Here is a 17,148-nt window from a genome sequence, read left to right on the forward strand (position 1 = left end):
CTTAACGTTAAGGTACTGCCCTTCTTGATTGATTAGCAACTCTGAAAATTTTAGTATGACTATGTTCATCTGCCATTAACTTGACTATGGTTTGTTCCCAGTGGAGACTACCTGCCCTGATGCTGTTAATTCTAGTTCTACCTCTTGCCAACTTGGGGTGGAAAAGCTGGATGGCAATGACTCCACAGCCCCCGGCAAATCCTTTGAATAGCGACAATACGAGTTCTGACTTTTCGCAGGGAAGCTATTACGAGGTTTCAATTCCGTTGGCACAATCAACAGATCAGGAACTACTGGCTCACTATAGGCTATGGGTTCCGGCTAATGTCGTTTCCCTGCGTGGATTAATTGTGAAACAGCATGGCTGTGGTGATCCAGCCAAAGTGACGGGACTTGATCACGCCAACGACTTACAGTGGCAGGCATTGGCCGCGAAGCATCAGTTTGCCCTTCTAGGTACTCAACTTCCGGCCGTTTACCCCATGTGTGTAGACGAAGCGGCTGAAGATAGAGTTGCAGAGCAGTCCTATCTAGATGCTTTAAGCGCGTTAGCCGAGAAGAGCCATCGTCCAGAGCTAGACCAGATCCCCTGGGCTTTGTGGGGACACTCAGGTGGGGCAGATTGGGCCATGCAAATGCTGCATCATTATCCGGAGCGAGTCGTTGCCGTTGTTAACGTTCGATGTGGAGGCATTCTACTCTCCTCCGGTACATCGGAGATCTTGAATTTGAATCCTGAGTCCGTCCCCGAAATGCTTGACGTGCCTGTTCTTTGGACAATTGGCGAGAGAGAACCTCACGTACAACAATGTGTAACGTTGCCTGGGCAGATTTTCTCTAAGTTCAGAAAAGCGGGAGCAATTTGGGCCATTGCAGTAGAAGCGAATGCAGGTCACGAATCTGGTGATACGCGGTTTCTTGCTATTCCCTATCTAGACGCCATCTTAGCGGCACGGTTGACGGACCGTACTCCATTACAGCCAATTGATGCCGCTCAAGGATGGTTGGGCAATCCATCTACCCATGACGTAACACTAGCCGAACAGTATCAAGGGAATGCGTTAGAAGCGGCTTGGTTGCCTGACGAGAAAACAGCTCGTGTCTGGCAGCAGTATATTACTGGAAATACTTGGGCTCAGTTGAGAAATGGGTTCTGCCGAGTAGGAGAAAAATTTTCTGTCTTGAGACTAATGCAGTACTCCGCCGAAAGCTGCTATTCCAGTAAGATTACACCAACTCGAAAACCTGATGCTCCCACCCACGTTCGGGTGACAAGATTGGGCGAAGAGGTTGTTCTAACCTGGCGCTTCTTGCCAGATTTAGAAAATGGATTACCCGCGTTTCGAATTTACCGGGGTAGTGCTTTACTCAAAACAATTCAGGGGCAGGGTTACAACTTTGGAGATGCGCCAGTGCCTCCTGATGTTGTGCTAGAGTTTCGCGATCAAATAATCAAGGAAGGTGCTATTTATACCGTGTCAGCAGTGAATACTTTGGGTGAAAGTGTTTCTCAACCAATGCAATTAAGTGAGCAATGAGATAGCTAATAAAAAGTGGTTATTTTATAAAACGAATATTTGACAGATTTTTCGCATGGTTCTAGTGTCTGGTCGGTTTAGAGGTGATGTATGAATTCGTATTCTGTTGGTCAGCAGTTGGCGGTAGCGGCAGTCGATTTTGATCCCTTTGCTGGCGGAGAAATTTTACTAACGGCTTTAGCAACCGAATCTCAAAAAGAAATTTGGGCATCGGTGCGGATGGGAGATGATGCGAATTGCGCATATAACGAATCACAGATTCTACGTCTGCACGGAACATTAAATATTGAAGCCCTACAAGTTGCCCTTCAGGAACTGGTAGGGCGACATGAGTCCCTACGCATGACCTTCAGCCCAGATGGAACGACGCTCTGTATCAATGTCAATCAATTGCTAGCGGTGCCGCTGGTTGATCTATCCGGCTGGAATGAGCAGGAACGGAGTGTCCAGTTGGATCAGTTGCTGCGTGAGGAGGTGAAGCAGCCCTTTGACTTGGAGCATGGACCGCTATTCCGGGTGCAATTACTTCGATTGTCAGCAGGTGAACATTGGCTGTTGATGACGGCTCATCATATTATTTGTGATGGTTGGTCTTGGAGCGTCTTAATTCCAGATTTAGGCAAAATCTACTCGGCTTTAGTGCAGGGTGAAATGCCTGAGTTAGAAGCAGCCGATCGGTTTAGTGACTATGCACTCACGCTGGAAGAAAATGCAGGTAGCGAGGAAGCGGTTGCAACAGAAGCATTCTGGTTAGAGCAATTCTCCCAGTCAATTCCAGTTCTAGATTTTCCAACCGATCGACCTCGTCCGGCGGTTCGTACCTTTGATGCGGCTCGTGAGGACTGGACACTGCCCTCATCATTAGTCACCGCTCTGAAACAGCTCGGTACCGCAGCAGGCTGTAGTTTCATGACAACGATGCTGGCGAGTTTTGAGGTATTCCTGCATCGTTTGACTGGGCAGGACGACATTGTGGTCGGTGTTCCTGCTGCTGGTCAAGCTGCGTCTGGTCACTATAATCTGGTCGGGCATTGTGTGAACCTCTTACCGCTGCGTACCACGGTAGAGGGCCAGTTACGATTTAGCGATTACCTGAAACAACGGCAGTCTACCGTTCTGAATGCCTACGACCATCAACAGTTTACCTTCGGTAATTTAGTTAGAAAACTCTCGATTCCTCGTGATTCTAGCCGCATTCCCTTGGTACCAATCGCCTTCAACATTGATCAAGGTTTGACTGGCGACCAACTGCCTTATGCCGGACTAGAGGTTGAATTTTGTTCCAATCCACGCGCCTATGAGAACTTTGAACTGTTTATTAACGCAACAGAACTGAACGGCGAGGTTACGTTAGAGTGCCAGTACAATACCAATCTGTTTGATCCGAAAACCATCCACCGCCGCTTAGCAGAATTTGAAACGCTGCTGACAGCAATTGCGGCTAATCCTAATCAAACCATTGCTATCCTGCCGCTGCTACCCGAAGCAGAATGGCAACTCTTGCAAGCTTGGAACCAAACACAAACAGCTTATCCAAGCCAAAGCACCGTTCACGAGCTGTTTGAGGCTCAGGTGGAGCAATCTCCCAATGCCGTTGCCGTTATTTTTGCCGAGCGCCTAGGCGATGTAGAGCACTATCAGCAACTTACCTATCAAGAGTTGAACCAGCGGAGTAACCAGTTGGCTCATTATCTACAAAGGTTGGGAGTGGGTCCTGAGACACGGATTGGGATCTACATGAACCGTTCCCTAGATGTAATTGTAGGAATATTAGGTGCCCTGAAAGCTGGAGGAGCCTATGTTCCGCTAGATCCTGCTTACCCAGCAGAGCGAATTAATTTTATGCTGCAAGATACGCAGGTGCAAATTGTACTGACGCAGCAGTCTCTAGCGCAGAAATTACCGCAAACGACTCCAGTTAAAGTTTGTCTAGATGCGGATTGGCAGAATATTGTCCAGGAGAGTTCCAGCAACCTTAGCAAGAATACAACAGCCGATAGCTTGCTGTATATCATGTATACCTCTGGCTCGACTGGTAAGCCGAAGGGGGTGTGTATTCCCCATCGAGGTGCTGTGCGGCTAGTCAAAGGCAATGACTACACCAGCTTTAGTTCAGATGAAGTTTTTCTACAGCTCGCTCCTCTCGCCTTCGATGCTTCAACATTAGAAATTTGGGGCGCATTACTGAATGGGGCAAGGGTGGTCATCTTTCCAGGCGATCAACCATCGATGGATGAACTAGCCTATGTGATTCAACAGTATCACATCACGACGCTCTGGCTAACAGCTGGTTTGTTTCATCTCATGGTCGATGAGAACCTGGAGGCACTCAAGCCACTGCGATATTTGCTGGCCGGGGGAGATGTTCTCTCGGTTCCCCATGTCAAGAAATTCCGACAGCAGGCAAAGGAATGCAGATTGATTAACGGCTATGGACCAACTGAGAATACAACCTTTACCTGTTGTTACCCGATTCCAGAACCTGAAGCAATTGGTTTATCTGTACCCATTGGTTGTCCAATTGCCAATACCCAGATTTATATTCTCGATCGCTATGGGCAGCCGGCACCGATTGGGATACCCGGTGAACTTCACATCGGTGGGGATGGATTGGCACACGGCTATTGGAATCGCCCAGAACTGACCGAAGCCAAATTTGTTCCGAACCCATTGAGCGATGGACCAGAACGGCTGTACAAGACGGGTGACATGGTGCGGTTGCTGCCGGATGGCATTGTTGAGTTTCTGGGACGGATTGATCAACAAGTCAAAATTAGAGGCTTCCGGATTGAGTTAGGAGAAGTAGAAGCCGCTTTGAATCAGTATCCAGCAGTGCAGAGCTGTGTCGTGGTAGCCCACAAAAAAGCGCCCGCTGATGAACGTCTGATCGCCTATGTTGTCCAAAATGTTGTTCAGAATCAAGGCAGAAGTGCAACAACGGCTGAACTGCGTAATTATCTAAAGCAGCAGTTGCCTAACTACATGATTCCTACAAACTTTGTGGTACTGGATAGCTTGCCGCTGACTGCCAACGGTAAGGTAGATCGCAAGGCGCTGCCTGAACTAGATGTTGTCCGTGATCTAACTGAGAGCTACGTGGCTCCTCGCACACCCACTGAACAGCAAGTAGTAGAAATCTGGCAGCAAATTTTGCAGCTAGAACGAGTTGGGATCTATGATAATTTCTTTGATTTGGGTGGACATTCGTTGGTGGCGACCCAAGTTCTTTCTCGCCTACGGCAAAAATTAGGAGTAGATTTGCCCTTACGAACGTTTTTTGAGGTGCCAATGGTTGCTGATTTAGCAGAACGGGTTGAAACCGTTTGTTGGCTAATGAAAGCTACATCAGAACCAAGTTCCGATACTACCTCTAGTTATGACGAGGGCGAGCTATGAAATCCTTAGAATTACTTTTGTCTGAGTTACGGTCGCGGCAGGTTCAACTTTGGCTAGAGGGCGATCGTCTGCGTTATCGTGCGCCTGAAGGAAGGCTCTCACCTGACGATCTGGCTGAGTTACGTGATCGTAAACGTGAACTTATTGAATTTTTGCAGGACATCAAGCAATGTTCTAGTGTTGAACAATCTGCGTTGCAACCGGTTTCCAGAACAGGTGATTTGCCGCTGTCTTTTGCTCAGCAGCGGTTTTGGTTTCTCTATCAGTTTGAACCCGATAGCCCTGCCAACAACATGCCCGTTGTCATGCGGTTTACGGGCAATTTGAACGTCGATATTCTTAAGCGCAGTGTTGCAGCAATAGTTCGCCGCCACGAAATTCTACGCTCCCGCTTTCCCATGGTTGAGGGGAAACCCGTGCTGGTGATTGATTCGGAGCTAGAAGTGGAATTACACCATGTTGATCTGCGAGCCATTCCGGATGCGCAGCGCGAGGAAGAAGCACACCACCGAGCCACTGAAGCAGCACGTCAGCCCTTTGATCTAGAGCAGGGCCGCCTGCTACGGTTGACCCTATTTCAACTGGCAGAGCAGAATCACCTGCTGCTGTGGAATATGCCTTGCATTATCTGCGATGGGACTTCCTCTGATCTGTTCTATCGAGAGCTGACTACGATCTACCGGGCACTGGCTCTGAACGAACCTGTGGTTTTACCAGAGTTGCCGATTCAGTATGTAGATTTTGCTCACTGGCAGCGGCAACATTTGCAGGGAGAGGTTCTCGAATCTCATTTGAACTATTGGAAGCAGCAGCTAAACAATCCTCTGACCGCCTTACCGCTACCGACCGATTATCCGCGACCGTCTGGCTTACGGACCTGTTGCGGTGATCGCTATGCGCGAATGTTGCCCAAATCGTTGCATCAGGCCTTGCTTTACCTCAGTCAGCAACTAGGCACAACCCTATTTGTGGTCTTGCTGTCCGCCTTTGATATACTCCTTCATCGCTATTCTCAGCAAGATGACGTTCTCACCACCTTTGTCAGTTCTGGTCGTAATCGAATCGAGACAGAGAACCTGATCGGCTTTTTCTCGAATACGCTGATTCTGCGGACTCAGTTTGAGCCAGAACTCACGTTCCGGGAATTGGTCCAGCGCATTCATCGTCAAAATCTGGATGCCTATGCGCACCAGGAATTACCGTTCGAACGTCTCATCGATGCTCTAAGCCCAGATCAACGGCAAGGGCGATCGCCGCTGTTCCAGACTAAATTTACGCTTAACCCGCCTTGGACCAATGGACAGGGAATGGCCGCTGTGGTCTTACCCGATTTGCACATCGAATCGTTGTTTGGCTATATCTATCACGGAAAAACTAAGTATGACTTCATCCTGGTGACGCGGGAACAAGACCAAGGCTTAGGAGCTGTGATTGATTACAATGCAGAGCTGTTCTCGGCTGCAACGATTGAACGGGCGATGGATCACTTCCAGATGATTCTTGAGAATGTTGTCGTTGACCCAGATCAGGCAATCGCCACTTTACCGCTACTTACTGCGGCAGAACATCGGCTTCTAGCCGATTGGAGCCGAATTAAAAAGGATCTCACCTCTATCCTGGTCGGAACTGAATTGCTTGAGCACCTAAAGCAATCGGGAGTGGCAATCGAGCAATGGATGACTCAGGTGCAGAGCCATGTGCTTGACCGTCATTTACAGCCTGTGCCTATCGGAGTCAGCGGTGAGTTATATCTGAGTGACAAGATTTGTAACCAGGATGGACTAAAGCTTGATTCCCTGCCTGCTGGGAGCTTGATTACTAACTCTTCGACACATTCCTCAATCCAGGATTTAGCCGTCTGTCTTTATCCAACCGGAGTCACAGTCCGCTATTTGCCTAGTGGTGAGTTAGAGTTAGCCTCTACTAGTCAGAGTACCGATAGTAACTCAATTCCAAACCAGTCTAATGTTCTAGATTCCTCTACTCGGCCAATCAGTTCTCCAGATCGAATTGAGCAAGCGCTGACCGAGATTTGGCAAAGTCTTCTAGGTATAGAAACCATTAGCATGCGAGATAATTTCTTTGATCTGGGAGGGCATTCCTTATTAGCCGTGCGGCTGTTTACCCAAATTGAAGAGAAATTTGAGCAGCGACTGCCTCTATCCACCTTGTTACAGGCTCCAACGATTGAACAACTCTCCGCGGTGTTGCGACAACAGGAAGCAGAAATTTCCTGGTCTCCCTTAGTGGAAATCCAGACGGGCGACGCTGAAAAACTGCCCTTATTCTGCGTGCATGGGGGAGGTTTCAATGTTTTAGTCTACCGTGACCTTGCTCTAAATCTTGGCCCTGATCGCCCAGTCTATGGTCTACAAGCCCAAGGATTGCATGGCCGAGGTGGAATTAAAAGCAACCGACTTGAAGATATTGCAGCTGATTACATCAACGAAATTCGTCGTGTACAGCCCCAAGGTCCCTATTACCTCTCAGGGCTGTCTAATGGTGGCAACATTGCCTTGGAAATGGCTCAACAGTTGCAAACGCAAGGAGAGCAAGTTGCCCTACTGGCTATGTTTGACAGCTATGGCCCAGATGGTATTACTCTCTTACCACCGCTTCCTCGACTAATTTCCTCGCTGGGGTATGCCCTACGCTATAGTCTGCCTCGGTTTGGTAGCCGTATTAGAGAAAAAGGACTGGGAAACCTTTTGCAAGCTTTGAAACAGCAAATTCTCTCTGCCTCACAACCAAGCACCACAGCAAGCGATTCAGAAGTAAGGAAGTTATCATCTACCAAGACTCTTCCGTTCAATCACTTGCATGCTTACTTCGCTGAAAATTGGATGAACACTATCAGTCAGCGTATTTTAGAATATTCACCTTGGTCGTTCTTGACACCAGCAACGCAACTAAAAAGCGTAGAGGGTTCCCTCTCTGACACACTCAGAGCGCTGGAGGAAGAGTATAGTAAAATCCACAAATCCTATAAGTTGCGTCCCTACAGTGGCAAAATTACGCTCTTTCTAGCTCAGGAATGCCCACCCGGCTACAAGCGCGATCCGGCCTTAGGGTGGAATAAGATTGCAACATCTGGTGTAGAGGTATATTCTATTCCAGGGCATCACATGTCCATTATGCAGTCGAGGATTTTAGCTGATTGCCTCAAAGACTGCATAGACTCTACTCTTCGGCAAGAGAATCATCAAGCAGAGGAAGCCTAGATGCTTAAGTTCATCACTAAATTTCTCTATGTTCTCCAGGATAAGAAAAAGGCTCTCTTGATCATGATCATCCTGTTCCTTGTTGTTTCCCTCATGGAAGCCTTAGGAACTGGAATGGTTGGACCATTTATCACGTTAGCAACTCATCCCAATGCAGTTCAGGAGAATGTTTTGCTCAACCGAATCTATACAGCTTTCTCCTTTGCTTCCCCTCACCAGTTTTTGATACTAACGGGTTGCTTGATTATTGTTGTTTTTTATCTCAAAGCGATTCTCAGTTTTAAGGCTCAAAAATATATTTTTGATTTTAGCTTTGGGCAGCAAGGAGAGTTGAGTTCGCGGCTGATGCGTTTGTACTTAGCTGCGCCATACACTTTTCACCTCGATAGAAATAGCGCAGCATTGATTCAGAATATTGTCAATGAAACTCATACGGTAGCCAATGGGCTGTTGATTCCCCTGCTCATGTCTATATCTAACTTGGTCATTATTGCAGCGTTGGTTGTTTTACTAGTGGCAACTAACGTTTTAGCCACCTTGGTAATTGCTGGAATTTTGATCGCTTCATTTGTGCTATTCCATCAGTTCAAGGACCGGTTAAGCCAATGGGGGAAGGATGGATCTGACGCTCGAACAGCTATGATCCGTGTGATTAATCATGGTCTAGGCGGTTTGAAAGAAACGCGAGTAATTGGCTGTGAAGCACATTTTGAAAAACAGTTGCAGGAGCAGGCCCAGAAATTTGCTACCAGTTCTAGTCTAGCTGTTAGTTTTTCTAATTTGCCTCGCTATATGATCGAGGCCGTTTTAATCACCTTTTTGATCATTTTTACGTTTTTATTTCTTGTTCTCAATCAGCAAAATGCTCAGAATCTAAGTGCCGTATTAGGGATTTTTGCCCTAGCTTCAATTCGCCTATTGCCAGCGGCGGGAAATCTACTGTCTTCGATCAACGGAATTCGCTACAACAGCTATGCGTTGGATAAGTTATACCTTGACCTAAAGGAACTAGAGCAGTTTCAGTCACGAACATTCGATGCGAGCGGCATGACTCGGCAGGCAGCAGATTCGAGTTACTGCGAGCATATGACGTTTTTGCATCAGATCGCACTTAACAACGTTACCTATGCCTATCCAAATTCCTCGGCTAACGCTCTGCAGGGTATCTCCTTGAACATCCGGAAAGGGCAGTCAATTGGTTTGATTGGCAAATCAGGTGCCGGTAAAACAACTCTCGTTGATGTGATTCTGGGACTGTTGATCCCCCAATCTGGCGATATTCAAGTCGATGGTGTTTCCATATACGAAAATCTGCGAGCTTGGCAGAATATCATTGCCTATGTTCCTCAGTCTATCTTTTTGATTGATGACACATTAGAACACAATGTTGCTTTTGGTGTACCCAAGCACTTGATTGATCAAGACCGATTATGGAAAGCGATTGAAGCTGCTCAATTATCTGAATTAGTTGAGCAACTCCCTTCAGGAATTGACACGATGGTCGGAGAGAGGGGTGTGTTACTCTCTGGAGGGCAGCGTCAGCGGGTGGGGATTGCCAGGGCGCTATATCATGAACGCGAAATTTTAGTATTTGACGAAGCTACAGCGGCTTTAGATAACGAGACTGAGGAATTAGTTACAGAAGCTATCAAGTCCCTTAGTGGTATCAAGACCATGATCATCATTGCCCATCGTCTATCTACGATTGAACACTGTGACTGTATTTATTCACTTCAAGAAGGTCGAGTTTTCAAATCAGGAACTTATGAGGAAGTGGTGCTCACCTAACCAACAATTCAATTGATTCCAAACTTAGGAATCATACCAAACAAATCAAACGAAATTATTCAGTTGTAATTCTATCAATCTCAGATTGAAGCTTGTAACTTAAGCCATATGAGTACTTCTTTAGATTTGACAGGGTTGCCAGAACAGGCAGAACAGGAAATTAGAAGATTAATCGGAAACATTGAGAAGCCCTTTCTCACGGTTGAAGAGCTTTGGGAAAAAATTGACCAAGCCTGGGATGAGCAAGGGTGCAATAATATAAAGCTTGACTGGGAACGAATTGCTTTGTTCTATAACCATCCAGTATGGTTATTGAATGGTCTATTTTCTGAGCAAGACACTATATCTTTAAACTATCGTTATGCAATTTTAGATTGGATTAGTGCCAATCGGCAGAACATCACCTCCGTGGTTGATTATGGTGGTGGGTTTGGTACCGTTGCTCGAATAATTGCTGAAAAAGAGAAGGATTTATTGATTCATATTTATGAACCTTACCCCCATGCTTTTGCACTTGAAAGGCTCAAGAAATACCAAAACATAAGATTTGTTAATATATTGACAAATTCCTACAACTGTCTAATTAGTTTAGATGTGCTTGAACATGTGCCGGATCCATTAAAGATCCTTGGTGAAATGATTAATTCAGTTAATGTAGGAGGATATTTGATCATTGCAAATCATTTCCATCCTGTGATCCAATGTCACTTACCCTGTACTTTCCATTTACGCTACACTTTCAATTACTTTGCCAGACTAATGGGTCTCCAGTTCCTTGGATCTTGCCAAGGAAGCCACGCCTTCGTGTATAGGAAAGTTTCTGATCACCCAGTTAACTGGCTTCTCGTTAGACAAGCAGAAAAGATTTCAAAAATTGCATTTCCCCTCCTGTCGAGAGTTCACCCCAGGTATCAAAAACTCAAAGCAAAATTCTATTAACCGCCTTAATTTAATTGAATTAAATTAAATTGGAAGTATTCAATGAAAGTTTTACACCTCAGCTCCTTTGATAGTTCTGGTGGTGCCGCCCGCGCTGCTTATCGCATTCATGTAGGGCTGAAGCAGATTGGCATTGATTCTCAAATGCTGGTTCAGTATCAAGCGATCCGGGATCAGACTGTATTAACAGTTGAGGATAAAGTTAAGGCTAAACTGCGATCAATCTTAGATTCATCGATCTCTAAGTTTCGCTCTCCGACTCACTACCTGTTCTCCCCACAGTGGATTCCTGATGCGGTCGCGGCCAAAGTTGCTCAGATCGATCCTGATATTATCAATCTCAACTGGGTTTGTAATAGTTTTCTCAGAATTGAAACCTTACTACGATTGCAAAAACCGCTGGTTTGGACATTGCAGGATATGTGGCCGTTTACCGGTGGCTGTCACTACAGTTTAGGTTGCGATCGCTATCAGGTAACCTGTGGTCATTGCCCTCAGCTCAACAGCACTAAGGAGCAGGATTTATCGCGCTGGGTTTGGCAGCGAAAAGCAAAGGCATGGCAACACTTAAACCTAGCCATTGTTGCTCCCAGTCAGTGGATGGCGAAGGCAGCCAAGGGCTCTTCTCTATTCAGAAATTTGCGGATTGAGGTGATTCCATTTGGATTGGATACCACAGTCTTCAAACCGCTCGATATGCGAGTTGCACGGGACCTGCTGAACTTACCGCAAAATAAACAGCTAGTTCTCTTCGGCGCGATCGATGCAACTGGCGACAAACGGAAAGGATTTCACTTGTTGCAGGCTGCTCTAGAACGCTTACGTCAAGCTGACTGGAGTGAGCGCATTGAGCTAATCATATTTGGCTCGTCTGCTCCTGATAACCCACTGGATTTGGGGTTTGAGGCGCATTTTCTAGGCCATTTACATGATGATTTGTCACTGCGGATTGCCTACGCTGCAGCCGATGTGATGATTGCGCCTTCAATTGAAGAGTCCTTTGGACAAACAGCTTCGGAAGCTCTGGCCTGTGGAACCCCCGTTGTTGTGTTCCGCGATACCGGCTTAGCCGACATTGTGGATCATCTGCAAAATGGTTATATAGCCCAGCACTGCGATATTCAAGATTTAGCACAAGGTATTGCCTGGATTTTGTCAAGTGAGCAGCACCATGAACTTCGGGTTGCAGCACGTAGGAAAGCTGAGCAAGCGTTTAGCTTTGAAGTAGTGGGAAAACAGCATCTAAGCTTGTACGAAGAAATTTTGCAAGAAACCAGGTGCAACCAAGGTTTACTTGAAGCTTTTACTCATTCAGTCCTATAAGCTCGTGGAGAAAAGCAATAGACTATCGGGTATTGATTTGTTCTAAACTTGAACCCACAATATTCTAACCAGCATCATAAACAATATCGGGAGAGAAGCCTTCATCTCTCTGAGCATAAGCTGCAGCATCGTAACCAAAAATTCGAGCATTTTCTTTTGATTCCATGAAATAGCTCCATTTCTACTGTTTTATCACTCTTATCGCCGAACCCAGTCATTAGGGCATTCAAATGCGCGAATAATCCTAGCCGGAACGCCAGCAGCAATACATCGCTCTGGAATTTCCTTGGTAACAATTGAGCCAGCTCCAACAACAGAATGATTACCGATTTTGACGCCAGGTAGTATTACGGCTCCTGTACCGATCCAAACATTTGAACCGATGTGAACACTAGCATATCTCCATTCATTTGGAGTAATTTCGTGTAAATCAGTATCGTAAATTGTGACTCTGTCACCAATTTTTGCATAGGAACCAATCACAACTTGTGTAGAAGCCCAAATTCTTACCCCTTCATTGATGAATGAATAATCTCCAATTTCCAAATGAGCGCCTGGACATCGAACATCCAGCACTGTCTTGATTCGATTGTTCAGAAACTCGCATTCTTTACCAAGAATGCAACGAGCTTGTTGATGGATATTGAATTCTGGCAAAAGCTTTCCAGAGAATAAAGGAGGTGCTGAAAAATCAACTTTTTTCTGCAAAAGCTTCAGATAAGCCGCAGCTAGCAGTCTTTTGCCTGCTAAATAGCAATGTTTCAGTTCTCTCCGGAGTTCTTCATTTAGAGAGCGATTGCTAGAGTCACCTGTAAAATATTCAGATTTTTCAGAATTTTGATTCATATTTCTGTACGGGGTGACCATCAAGCTCCTAGGTTTAAGTAGCAAGTTCAACATACAGCTGACCGTATTGTTTGGCTACTACGTCCCATGAATAATTTTCTGCTACGAAGTTTCGAGCTTTCTGAGCGAAACACTGACGTTGCTCATTAGACCAACATGAAATTTCTCGTAATCGATCAGCCCAGAGCTGTAACTGATCCCCAGGTAACATCCATCCGGTCACATCTGGAATAATAGCTTCAGGCATCGAAGTCTTGGGTTGAGCCAAAATTGGTACTCCCATAGCTGAAGCTTCCAATACAGTCAACGGCAGCCCTTCTAATTCAGAAGGAAATACTAGCGATATTGTGCCTGCCATTAAGTCTCTCACCATGCTTCTAGGTGCATATCCTAGCATCTTCAGGTTGGGGTATGCTTGGGCTGCTTCAGTATAATGCTGCTTTTCCTGACCATTGTAGAAACCGCCTACCATGACGAAATCTAGATGGGGCAAAAGCGATGCCAACTGCATGAAAATATCAGGTCGCTTGCGAGGAGTCAAAATGCCCACAAACAGCACATAGGGTTGATTAATGCCTAGTTGTTCTAGATCAATAGGTTGGCTTTTTGTTGGCGCAAAAAAGTTTAGGTCCACACCGCTGGGGATTACTGCATCGACTTTACGGCCAAATTTTGCGTAAATATCTTCTGCAACCGCATGGCTGACAGCAGCTAAAACATCAGCTCGGTAAATTGATGTCACATACTGCTGATAATATTGGTCGTTTTCATGCGGTTGAATCGGAGCAGTAAAGATATGTACACACTTGCCAAAGCTCCGGGCTTTAGCTAGAGTTGCCGCCACTAAGTTTCGAGGAGTTGCCGAAGCATGATGAACAATATCAAACGGCTGCCGCAGCACGTCAATTGGCTTGATCTTGTGGATATGAGGTTGGCTCCAAAGTGATTGGCTCAGGGTCTGGTCTTCGTCAGACGTGGGGCTGCTGAAGGAGTAGAAATCAATCTGGGGATTACGAAATGTCAGTTCCCGCAGTGAAGTTGATACTGGAAACTTCCATCGGTCTAAATTAATTGGATATAAAACTCTCATCATCGTTTTTAAAATACGTTGCCAGTCGCCAGTGGAAGATGTAAGGGGTTAGTGGCTAGTCAGACAGCTAATGCAGAACTTTCTAAAACTTCAAAATAGCGATATAAGTGCGAGAAAAACCCTTCGGGTGATAGCTTACTCTTCCACAGTTCTCTGCATTCATGCTGTAACTCAATAAATCTTGTAGGAGATATAGATGCATGAAACTCAGCGATCTTCTGATCGATCACTGTAAGTTCAGTTTCTTTAACATAAACACAATATTTTTTCCAGTCGATATCGAACTCCAGCGGAAATACGCAGTCAGTATCTAGAATAACTGGGATTCTTCCACAGCAGAGTGTTTCATATAACCGATTCGAGTGATTGCCCGAACCACGACAGCAGAAAATATAGTCACTATTCAACATATTTTGGGTAAACACATTTCTGTAATTCTGCGTTTGACTCGGTTCGCCGCCTATTAACCCAGCCTGCTGCCGTATCACAAAATTCATTTCCACCAGAGGTGACTGACTGAGGCGTGAGAGAGCTAATGATCTGATAATATGACCTGTGTAATAGGGGGGAATTTCTTGCTTTGGTTTAGGTACCACCTTTCTAAGATGATAGAGCATAGTTTTCGCATGGGTTTTGAAGCTTTTGCCAGCGGCATACCCGCAGAAACCGATAACTGGTTTTTCTCTTTTTTGTCTGACTGTCATCTGCCCATCAAAGCAGGTTTTGACTAGATCCTCCGTCCAGGTGGGTGAGAGGAACTCATTTGACTTTCGAGTAGAGCGATATAAGGAATCGCGAAAAGAGAGATCTATATCGAAAGGCACTGGAAGATGAGAGCAATCTCCCGAGAAAAATCCAATGACTGGTTTAGAGAAAGCTTTCGAGACTGCGATTAACTGATTTGACCTGGTTGCTACTTCTTCCTGGGCAAAAAACTCCAGATCATTGGGTAATATGGCGAAATCAGCTTCTGGTAAGGGCGCAATTTCAAAGTATGAAGATGCTGACTGTATAAAATCTTGAAGCGCTGGGATAGCAATGGTTGCATTCCAGAGTTGATGGCACTGCTGTGACGGAATTCCCCAGAATGGGTAAAGCAGGGGGATGAGGGGAGCGCGCTCTGAAAAATATTGTCTATCTGCAAAAAATTTGAGTTTCATGCCATCGCTCGCTTAATGTTTTGCAAGACTATAGAATAACTCTGTTGCTTTGGCGGGCAGAGGGGTAAAACCTTTAGAGCTAATACACCAACCCTGACTAAGATCGGTTAATGCGGGATCAATTAGATGGGGCAGAGTCTCCCACGCTGCTTTATCCCCAAATCGCTTGGGTAAATATTTACTTGATTTCCAATTCATAAAATGTAAATATAAAAACTCACCGCCAAATTCATTTGTTAGCTTGCCTTGATACCAGTACCACTCATCGGGATAATTATAGGTTCCATCCATCCAGGGCCATTCAACCAGAGGTGAGGCGAAGCGTTCTTTGAAAAGATGATGTCGTTTGTAGGGATCGATTAGCCCCCATAGCTTCAACAGTGCAGATGGCAGTAATCGATAGCCCTTTAGTACTCTGGTCAGCCAGTATTCATCGACCCCCTGAATTTGGGGGTGAGTCATTAGTTGCTGCCAACTCGGAATCTGTTGGAAAGCATGAATCCATCGGTCCTCGTTCTTCAGCAGAAATAGATGACCCGAAACTCGGTCCTGCAAGGTCGAGATTGTGTTGTGGCAAAGAATGTCATCCGTATAAAACCCGCGAATATCGCCATAAATGACATCAAGATCACCAAAACCGAAATAATCGTAGCCAGCCAGATATTCGTGATGAATCAAACCGTATGCTGGTTTAACATCACAGAGCTTATAGGGATACTCTACTGTAAATGAAATATTGAGGCGCTCGGAAATTAATTGCTGGTACTGCGGATAGGTGAAATTAACAAAACGAATATTTGGAGGAGTGCAATTAGGTAAGGGGCAATCAGTAAAGAACAACCAGTCGATGCTTGGATTCCATCGACAGGATTCCAAATAGAATGGAAACCATTCAGGCCATTGCCCGAAATAGGGAATGATGAGCAGAATTTTTTTCATCAGAGGCAGTTAAGTGAGTTAGCTTCATGCCAATGGGTTTCAATCTTTTAAGGTTGACGACAAACAACAACGATGTCTTCCGCCAAGAGGGGAATCTTGCTCAAAACGAAGTCTCGAACTTTCTCGCGAAGTGCGTTACCAGTATGGTCGAACTTACACATCTGAATCTGCTCGACCTGTAACCCCGCCTGATGCACCACTTTCCAGATTGTGTAGGGGGTAAACCAGTAGCGATGATCACTATTGATCACTTCTAGGCTTTTGAAAGCCAGTCTAATATTGCTCGCCTTGAATGCATTAGGTACAGTAATCACAATCCGGTCGATACAGTTACCGTAGGTTGCAGCGAACGTTCGCAGAAACAGCACCGGGCTATCCACATGCTCGATCACCTCGCCGAAAATCACATAATCCCAATGCTTGGAGGCAATTGCGTCGATCGGATGAGGATCTGTGATATCTCCGTAACAGATGTTTGTAATATTGAGCTGCGTGCGTGCGAATTCAATTCCTGCTTGATTGATATCGATGCCCAAACATGTGGAGGCCGATTGGGAAATGCGGCCATGCAGCCAACGATTGTTTTGCAGCCGCTGCTGAATTAGCGGCACATGGTCTAAGCAACCAATATGCAGTGCCGTCTTTCCACGTACCAGGTCTTCTACAAATCCCATTCGGTCTTGCGGACCTTCCGCCTGCTCCACTTTCAGCGGCAGCACGTCATTGAACTCCTTGCCCTCGACGTAGGGTAATGTCTCTGCTGTTAGTTCCATAATTATTGCTATCAGTGCTTGCTAATGCTAAATTAACAGGTGCTCTAAATTCTCGTAAAGAAACCGTCACAAACTAACTGAATGGCTCACTTTAATTGCTTTCCGTATTATTCTGACTTCTTGCAAGCATCCAAA

11 protein-coding genes are annotated in these 17,148 nt (G+C 45.7%); 6 read left to right on the top strand and 5 right to left on the bottom strand.

What is annotated here, in order from left to right; translation table 11 throughout:
- The first annotated feature begins 176 nt into the window (after positions 1 to 176).
- The 6 genes from HJG54_RS32965 to HJG54_RS32990 all read left to right on the top strand — a co-directional run bounded on the left by HJG54_RS32965 (position 177) and on the right by HJG54_RS32990 (position 12,205).
- Complete coding sequence (locus HJG54_RS32965) at positions 177 to 1,538, top strand: hypothetical protein (RefSeq protein ID WP_316436091.1); 1,362 nt, start codon at positions 177 to 179, stop codon at positions 1,536 to 1,538.
- A 90-nt stretch (positions 1,539 to 1,628) separates the two neighbouring features.
- Positions 1,629 to 4,934, top strand: a complete 3,306-nt coding sequence (locus tag HJG54_RS32970; RefSeq protein WP_316436093.1) for a non-ribosomal peptide synthetase — start codon at positions 1,629 to 1,631, stop codon at positions 4,932 to 4,934.
- Positions 4,931 to 8,155, top strand: coding sequence for a condensation domain-containing protein (locus HJG54_RS32975; RefSeq protein WP_316436094.1), 3,225 nt, complete (start codon positions 4,931 to 4,933; stop codon positions 8,153 to 8,155). The genes HJG54_RS32970 and HJG54_RS32975 overlap by 4 nt, the downstream gene beginning before the upstream one ends.
- Positions 8,156 to 9,943, top strand: coding sequence for an ABC transporter ATP-binding protein (locus tag HJG54_RS32980; RefSeq protein WP_316436095.1), 1,788 nt, complete (start codon positions 8,156 to 8,158; stop codon positions 9,941 to 9,943).
- Between the two features lie 108 nt (positions 9,944 to 10,051).
- The gene (locus HJG54_RS32985; RefSeq protein WP_316436097.1) at positions 10,052 to 10,882 is read left to right on the top strand and encodes a class I SAM-dependent methyltransferase; all 831 of its coding nucleotides are present in this window, start codon (positions 10,052 to 10,054) and stop codon (positions 10,880 to 10,882) included.
- Between the two features lie 42 nt (positions 10,883 to 10,924).
- The gene (locus HJG54_RS32990; RefSeq protein WP_316436098.1) at positions 10,925 to 12,205 is read left to right on the top strand and encodes a glycosyltransferase family 4 protein; all 1,281 of its coding nucleotides are present in this window, start codon (positions 10,925 to 10,927) and stop codon (positions 12,203 to 12,205) included.
- Positions 12,206 to 12,403: 198 nt separating this feature from the next.
- On the opposite strand, the gene HJG54_RS32995 is transcribed toward HJG54_RS32990, so the two are convergent.
- The 5 genes from HJG54_RS32995 to HJG54_RS33015 all read right to left on the bottom strand — a co-directional run bounded on the left by HJG54_RS32995 (position 12,404) and on the right by HJG54_RS33015 (position 17,013).
- Positions 12,404 to 13,051 carry an acyltransferase gene (locus HJG54_RS32995; protein ID WP_316436100.1) on the bottom strand — a complete coding sequence of 216 codons (648 nt, stop codon included), beginning with the start codon at positions 13,049 to 13,051 and terminating at the stop codon, positions 12,404 to 12,406.
- A 34-nt stretch (positions 13,052 to 13,085) separates the two neighbouring features.
- On the bottom strand, positions 13,086 to 13,952 hold the full coding sequence (locus tag HJG54_RS33000) for a glycosyltransferase family 4 protein (protein ID WP_316436102.1): 867 nt from the start codon (positions 13,950 to 13,952) through the stop codon (positions 13,086 to 13,088).
- Positions 13,953 to 14,200: 248 nt separating this feature from the next.
- Entirely contained in the window at positions 14,201 to 15,301 is a 1,101-nt protein-coding gene (locus tag HJG54_RS33005) for an exostosin domain-containing protein (RefSeq protein WP_316436103.1), read from the bottom strand.
- A gap of 12 nt (positions 15,302 to 15,313) precedes the next feature.
- Positions 15,314 to 16,240: a DUF6625 family protein gene (locus HJG54_RS33010; RefSeq protein ID WP_316436105.1), complete on the bottom strand. Its 927-nt coding sequence runs from the start codon at positions 16,238 to 16,240 to the stop codon at positions 15,314 to 15,316.
- 47 nt (positions 16,241 to 16,287) lie between these two features.
- Positions 16,288 to 17,013: a class I SAM-dependent methyltransferase gene (locus HJG54_RS33015; protein WP_316436107.1), complete on the bottom strand. Its 726-nt coding sequence runs from the start codon at positions 17,011 to 17,013 to the stop codon at positions 16,288 to 16,290.
- Positions 17,014 to 17,148 lie beyond the last annotated feature (135 nt).

Source organism: Leptolyngbya sp. NK1-12 (assembly GCF_032598965.1).
In the GTDB taxonomy this organism is placed as follows: Bacteria; Cyanobacteriota; Cyanobacteriia; order Elainellales; family Elainellaceae; genus Elainella.

What these genes read in the sequence shown, in the direction of transcription:
- HJG54_RS32975 (WP_316436094.1), top strand. Translation starts at nt 4,931, where the DNA reads ATGAAATCCTTAGAATTACTTTTGTCTGAGTTACGGTCGCGGCAGGTT.
- HJG54_RS32995 (WP_316436100.1), bottom strand. Translation starts at nt 13,051, where the DNA reads ATGAATCAAAATTCTGAAAAATCTGAATATTTTACAGGTGACTCTAGC.
- HJG54_RS33015 (WP_316436107.1), bottom strand. Translation starts at nt 17,013, where the DNA reads ATGGAACTAACAGCAGAGACATTACCCTACGTCGAGGGCAAGGAGTTC.
- HJG54_RS32980 (WP_316436095.1), top strand. Translation starts at nt 8,156, where the DNA reads ATGCTTAAGTTCATCACTAAATTTCTCTATGTTCTCCAGGATAAGAAA.
- HJG54_RS32990 (WP_316436098.1), top strand. Translation starts at nt 10,925, where the DNA reads ATGAAAGTTTTACACCTCAGCTCCTTTGATAGTTCTGGTGGTGCCGCC.
- HJG54_RS32970 (WP_316436093.1), top strand. Translation starts at nt 1,629, where the DNA reads ATGAATTCGTATTCTGTTGGTCAGCAGTTGGCGGTAGCGGCAGTCGAT.
- HJG54_RS32985 (WP_316436097.1), top strand. Translation starts at nt 10,052, where the DNA reads ATGAGTACTTCTTTAGATTTGACAGGGTTGCCAGAACAGGCAGAACAG.
- HJG54_RS32965 (WP_316436091.1), top strand. Translation starts at nt 177, where the DNA reads ATGACTCCACAGCCCCCGGCAAATCCTTTGAATAGCGACAATACGAGT.
- HJG54_RS33010 (WP_316436105.1), bottom strand. Translation starts at nt 16,240, where the DNA reads ATGAAAAAAATTCTGCTCATCATTCCCTATTTCGGGCAATGGCCTGAA.
- HJG54_RS33005 (WP_316436103.1), bottom strand. Translation starts at nt 15,301, where the DNA reads ATGAAACTCAAATTTTTTGCAGATAGACAATATTTTTCAGAGCGCGCT.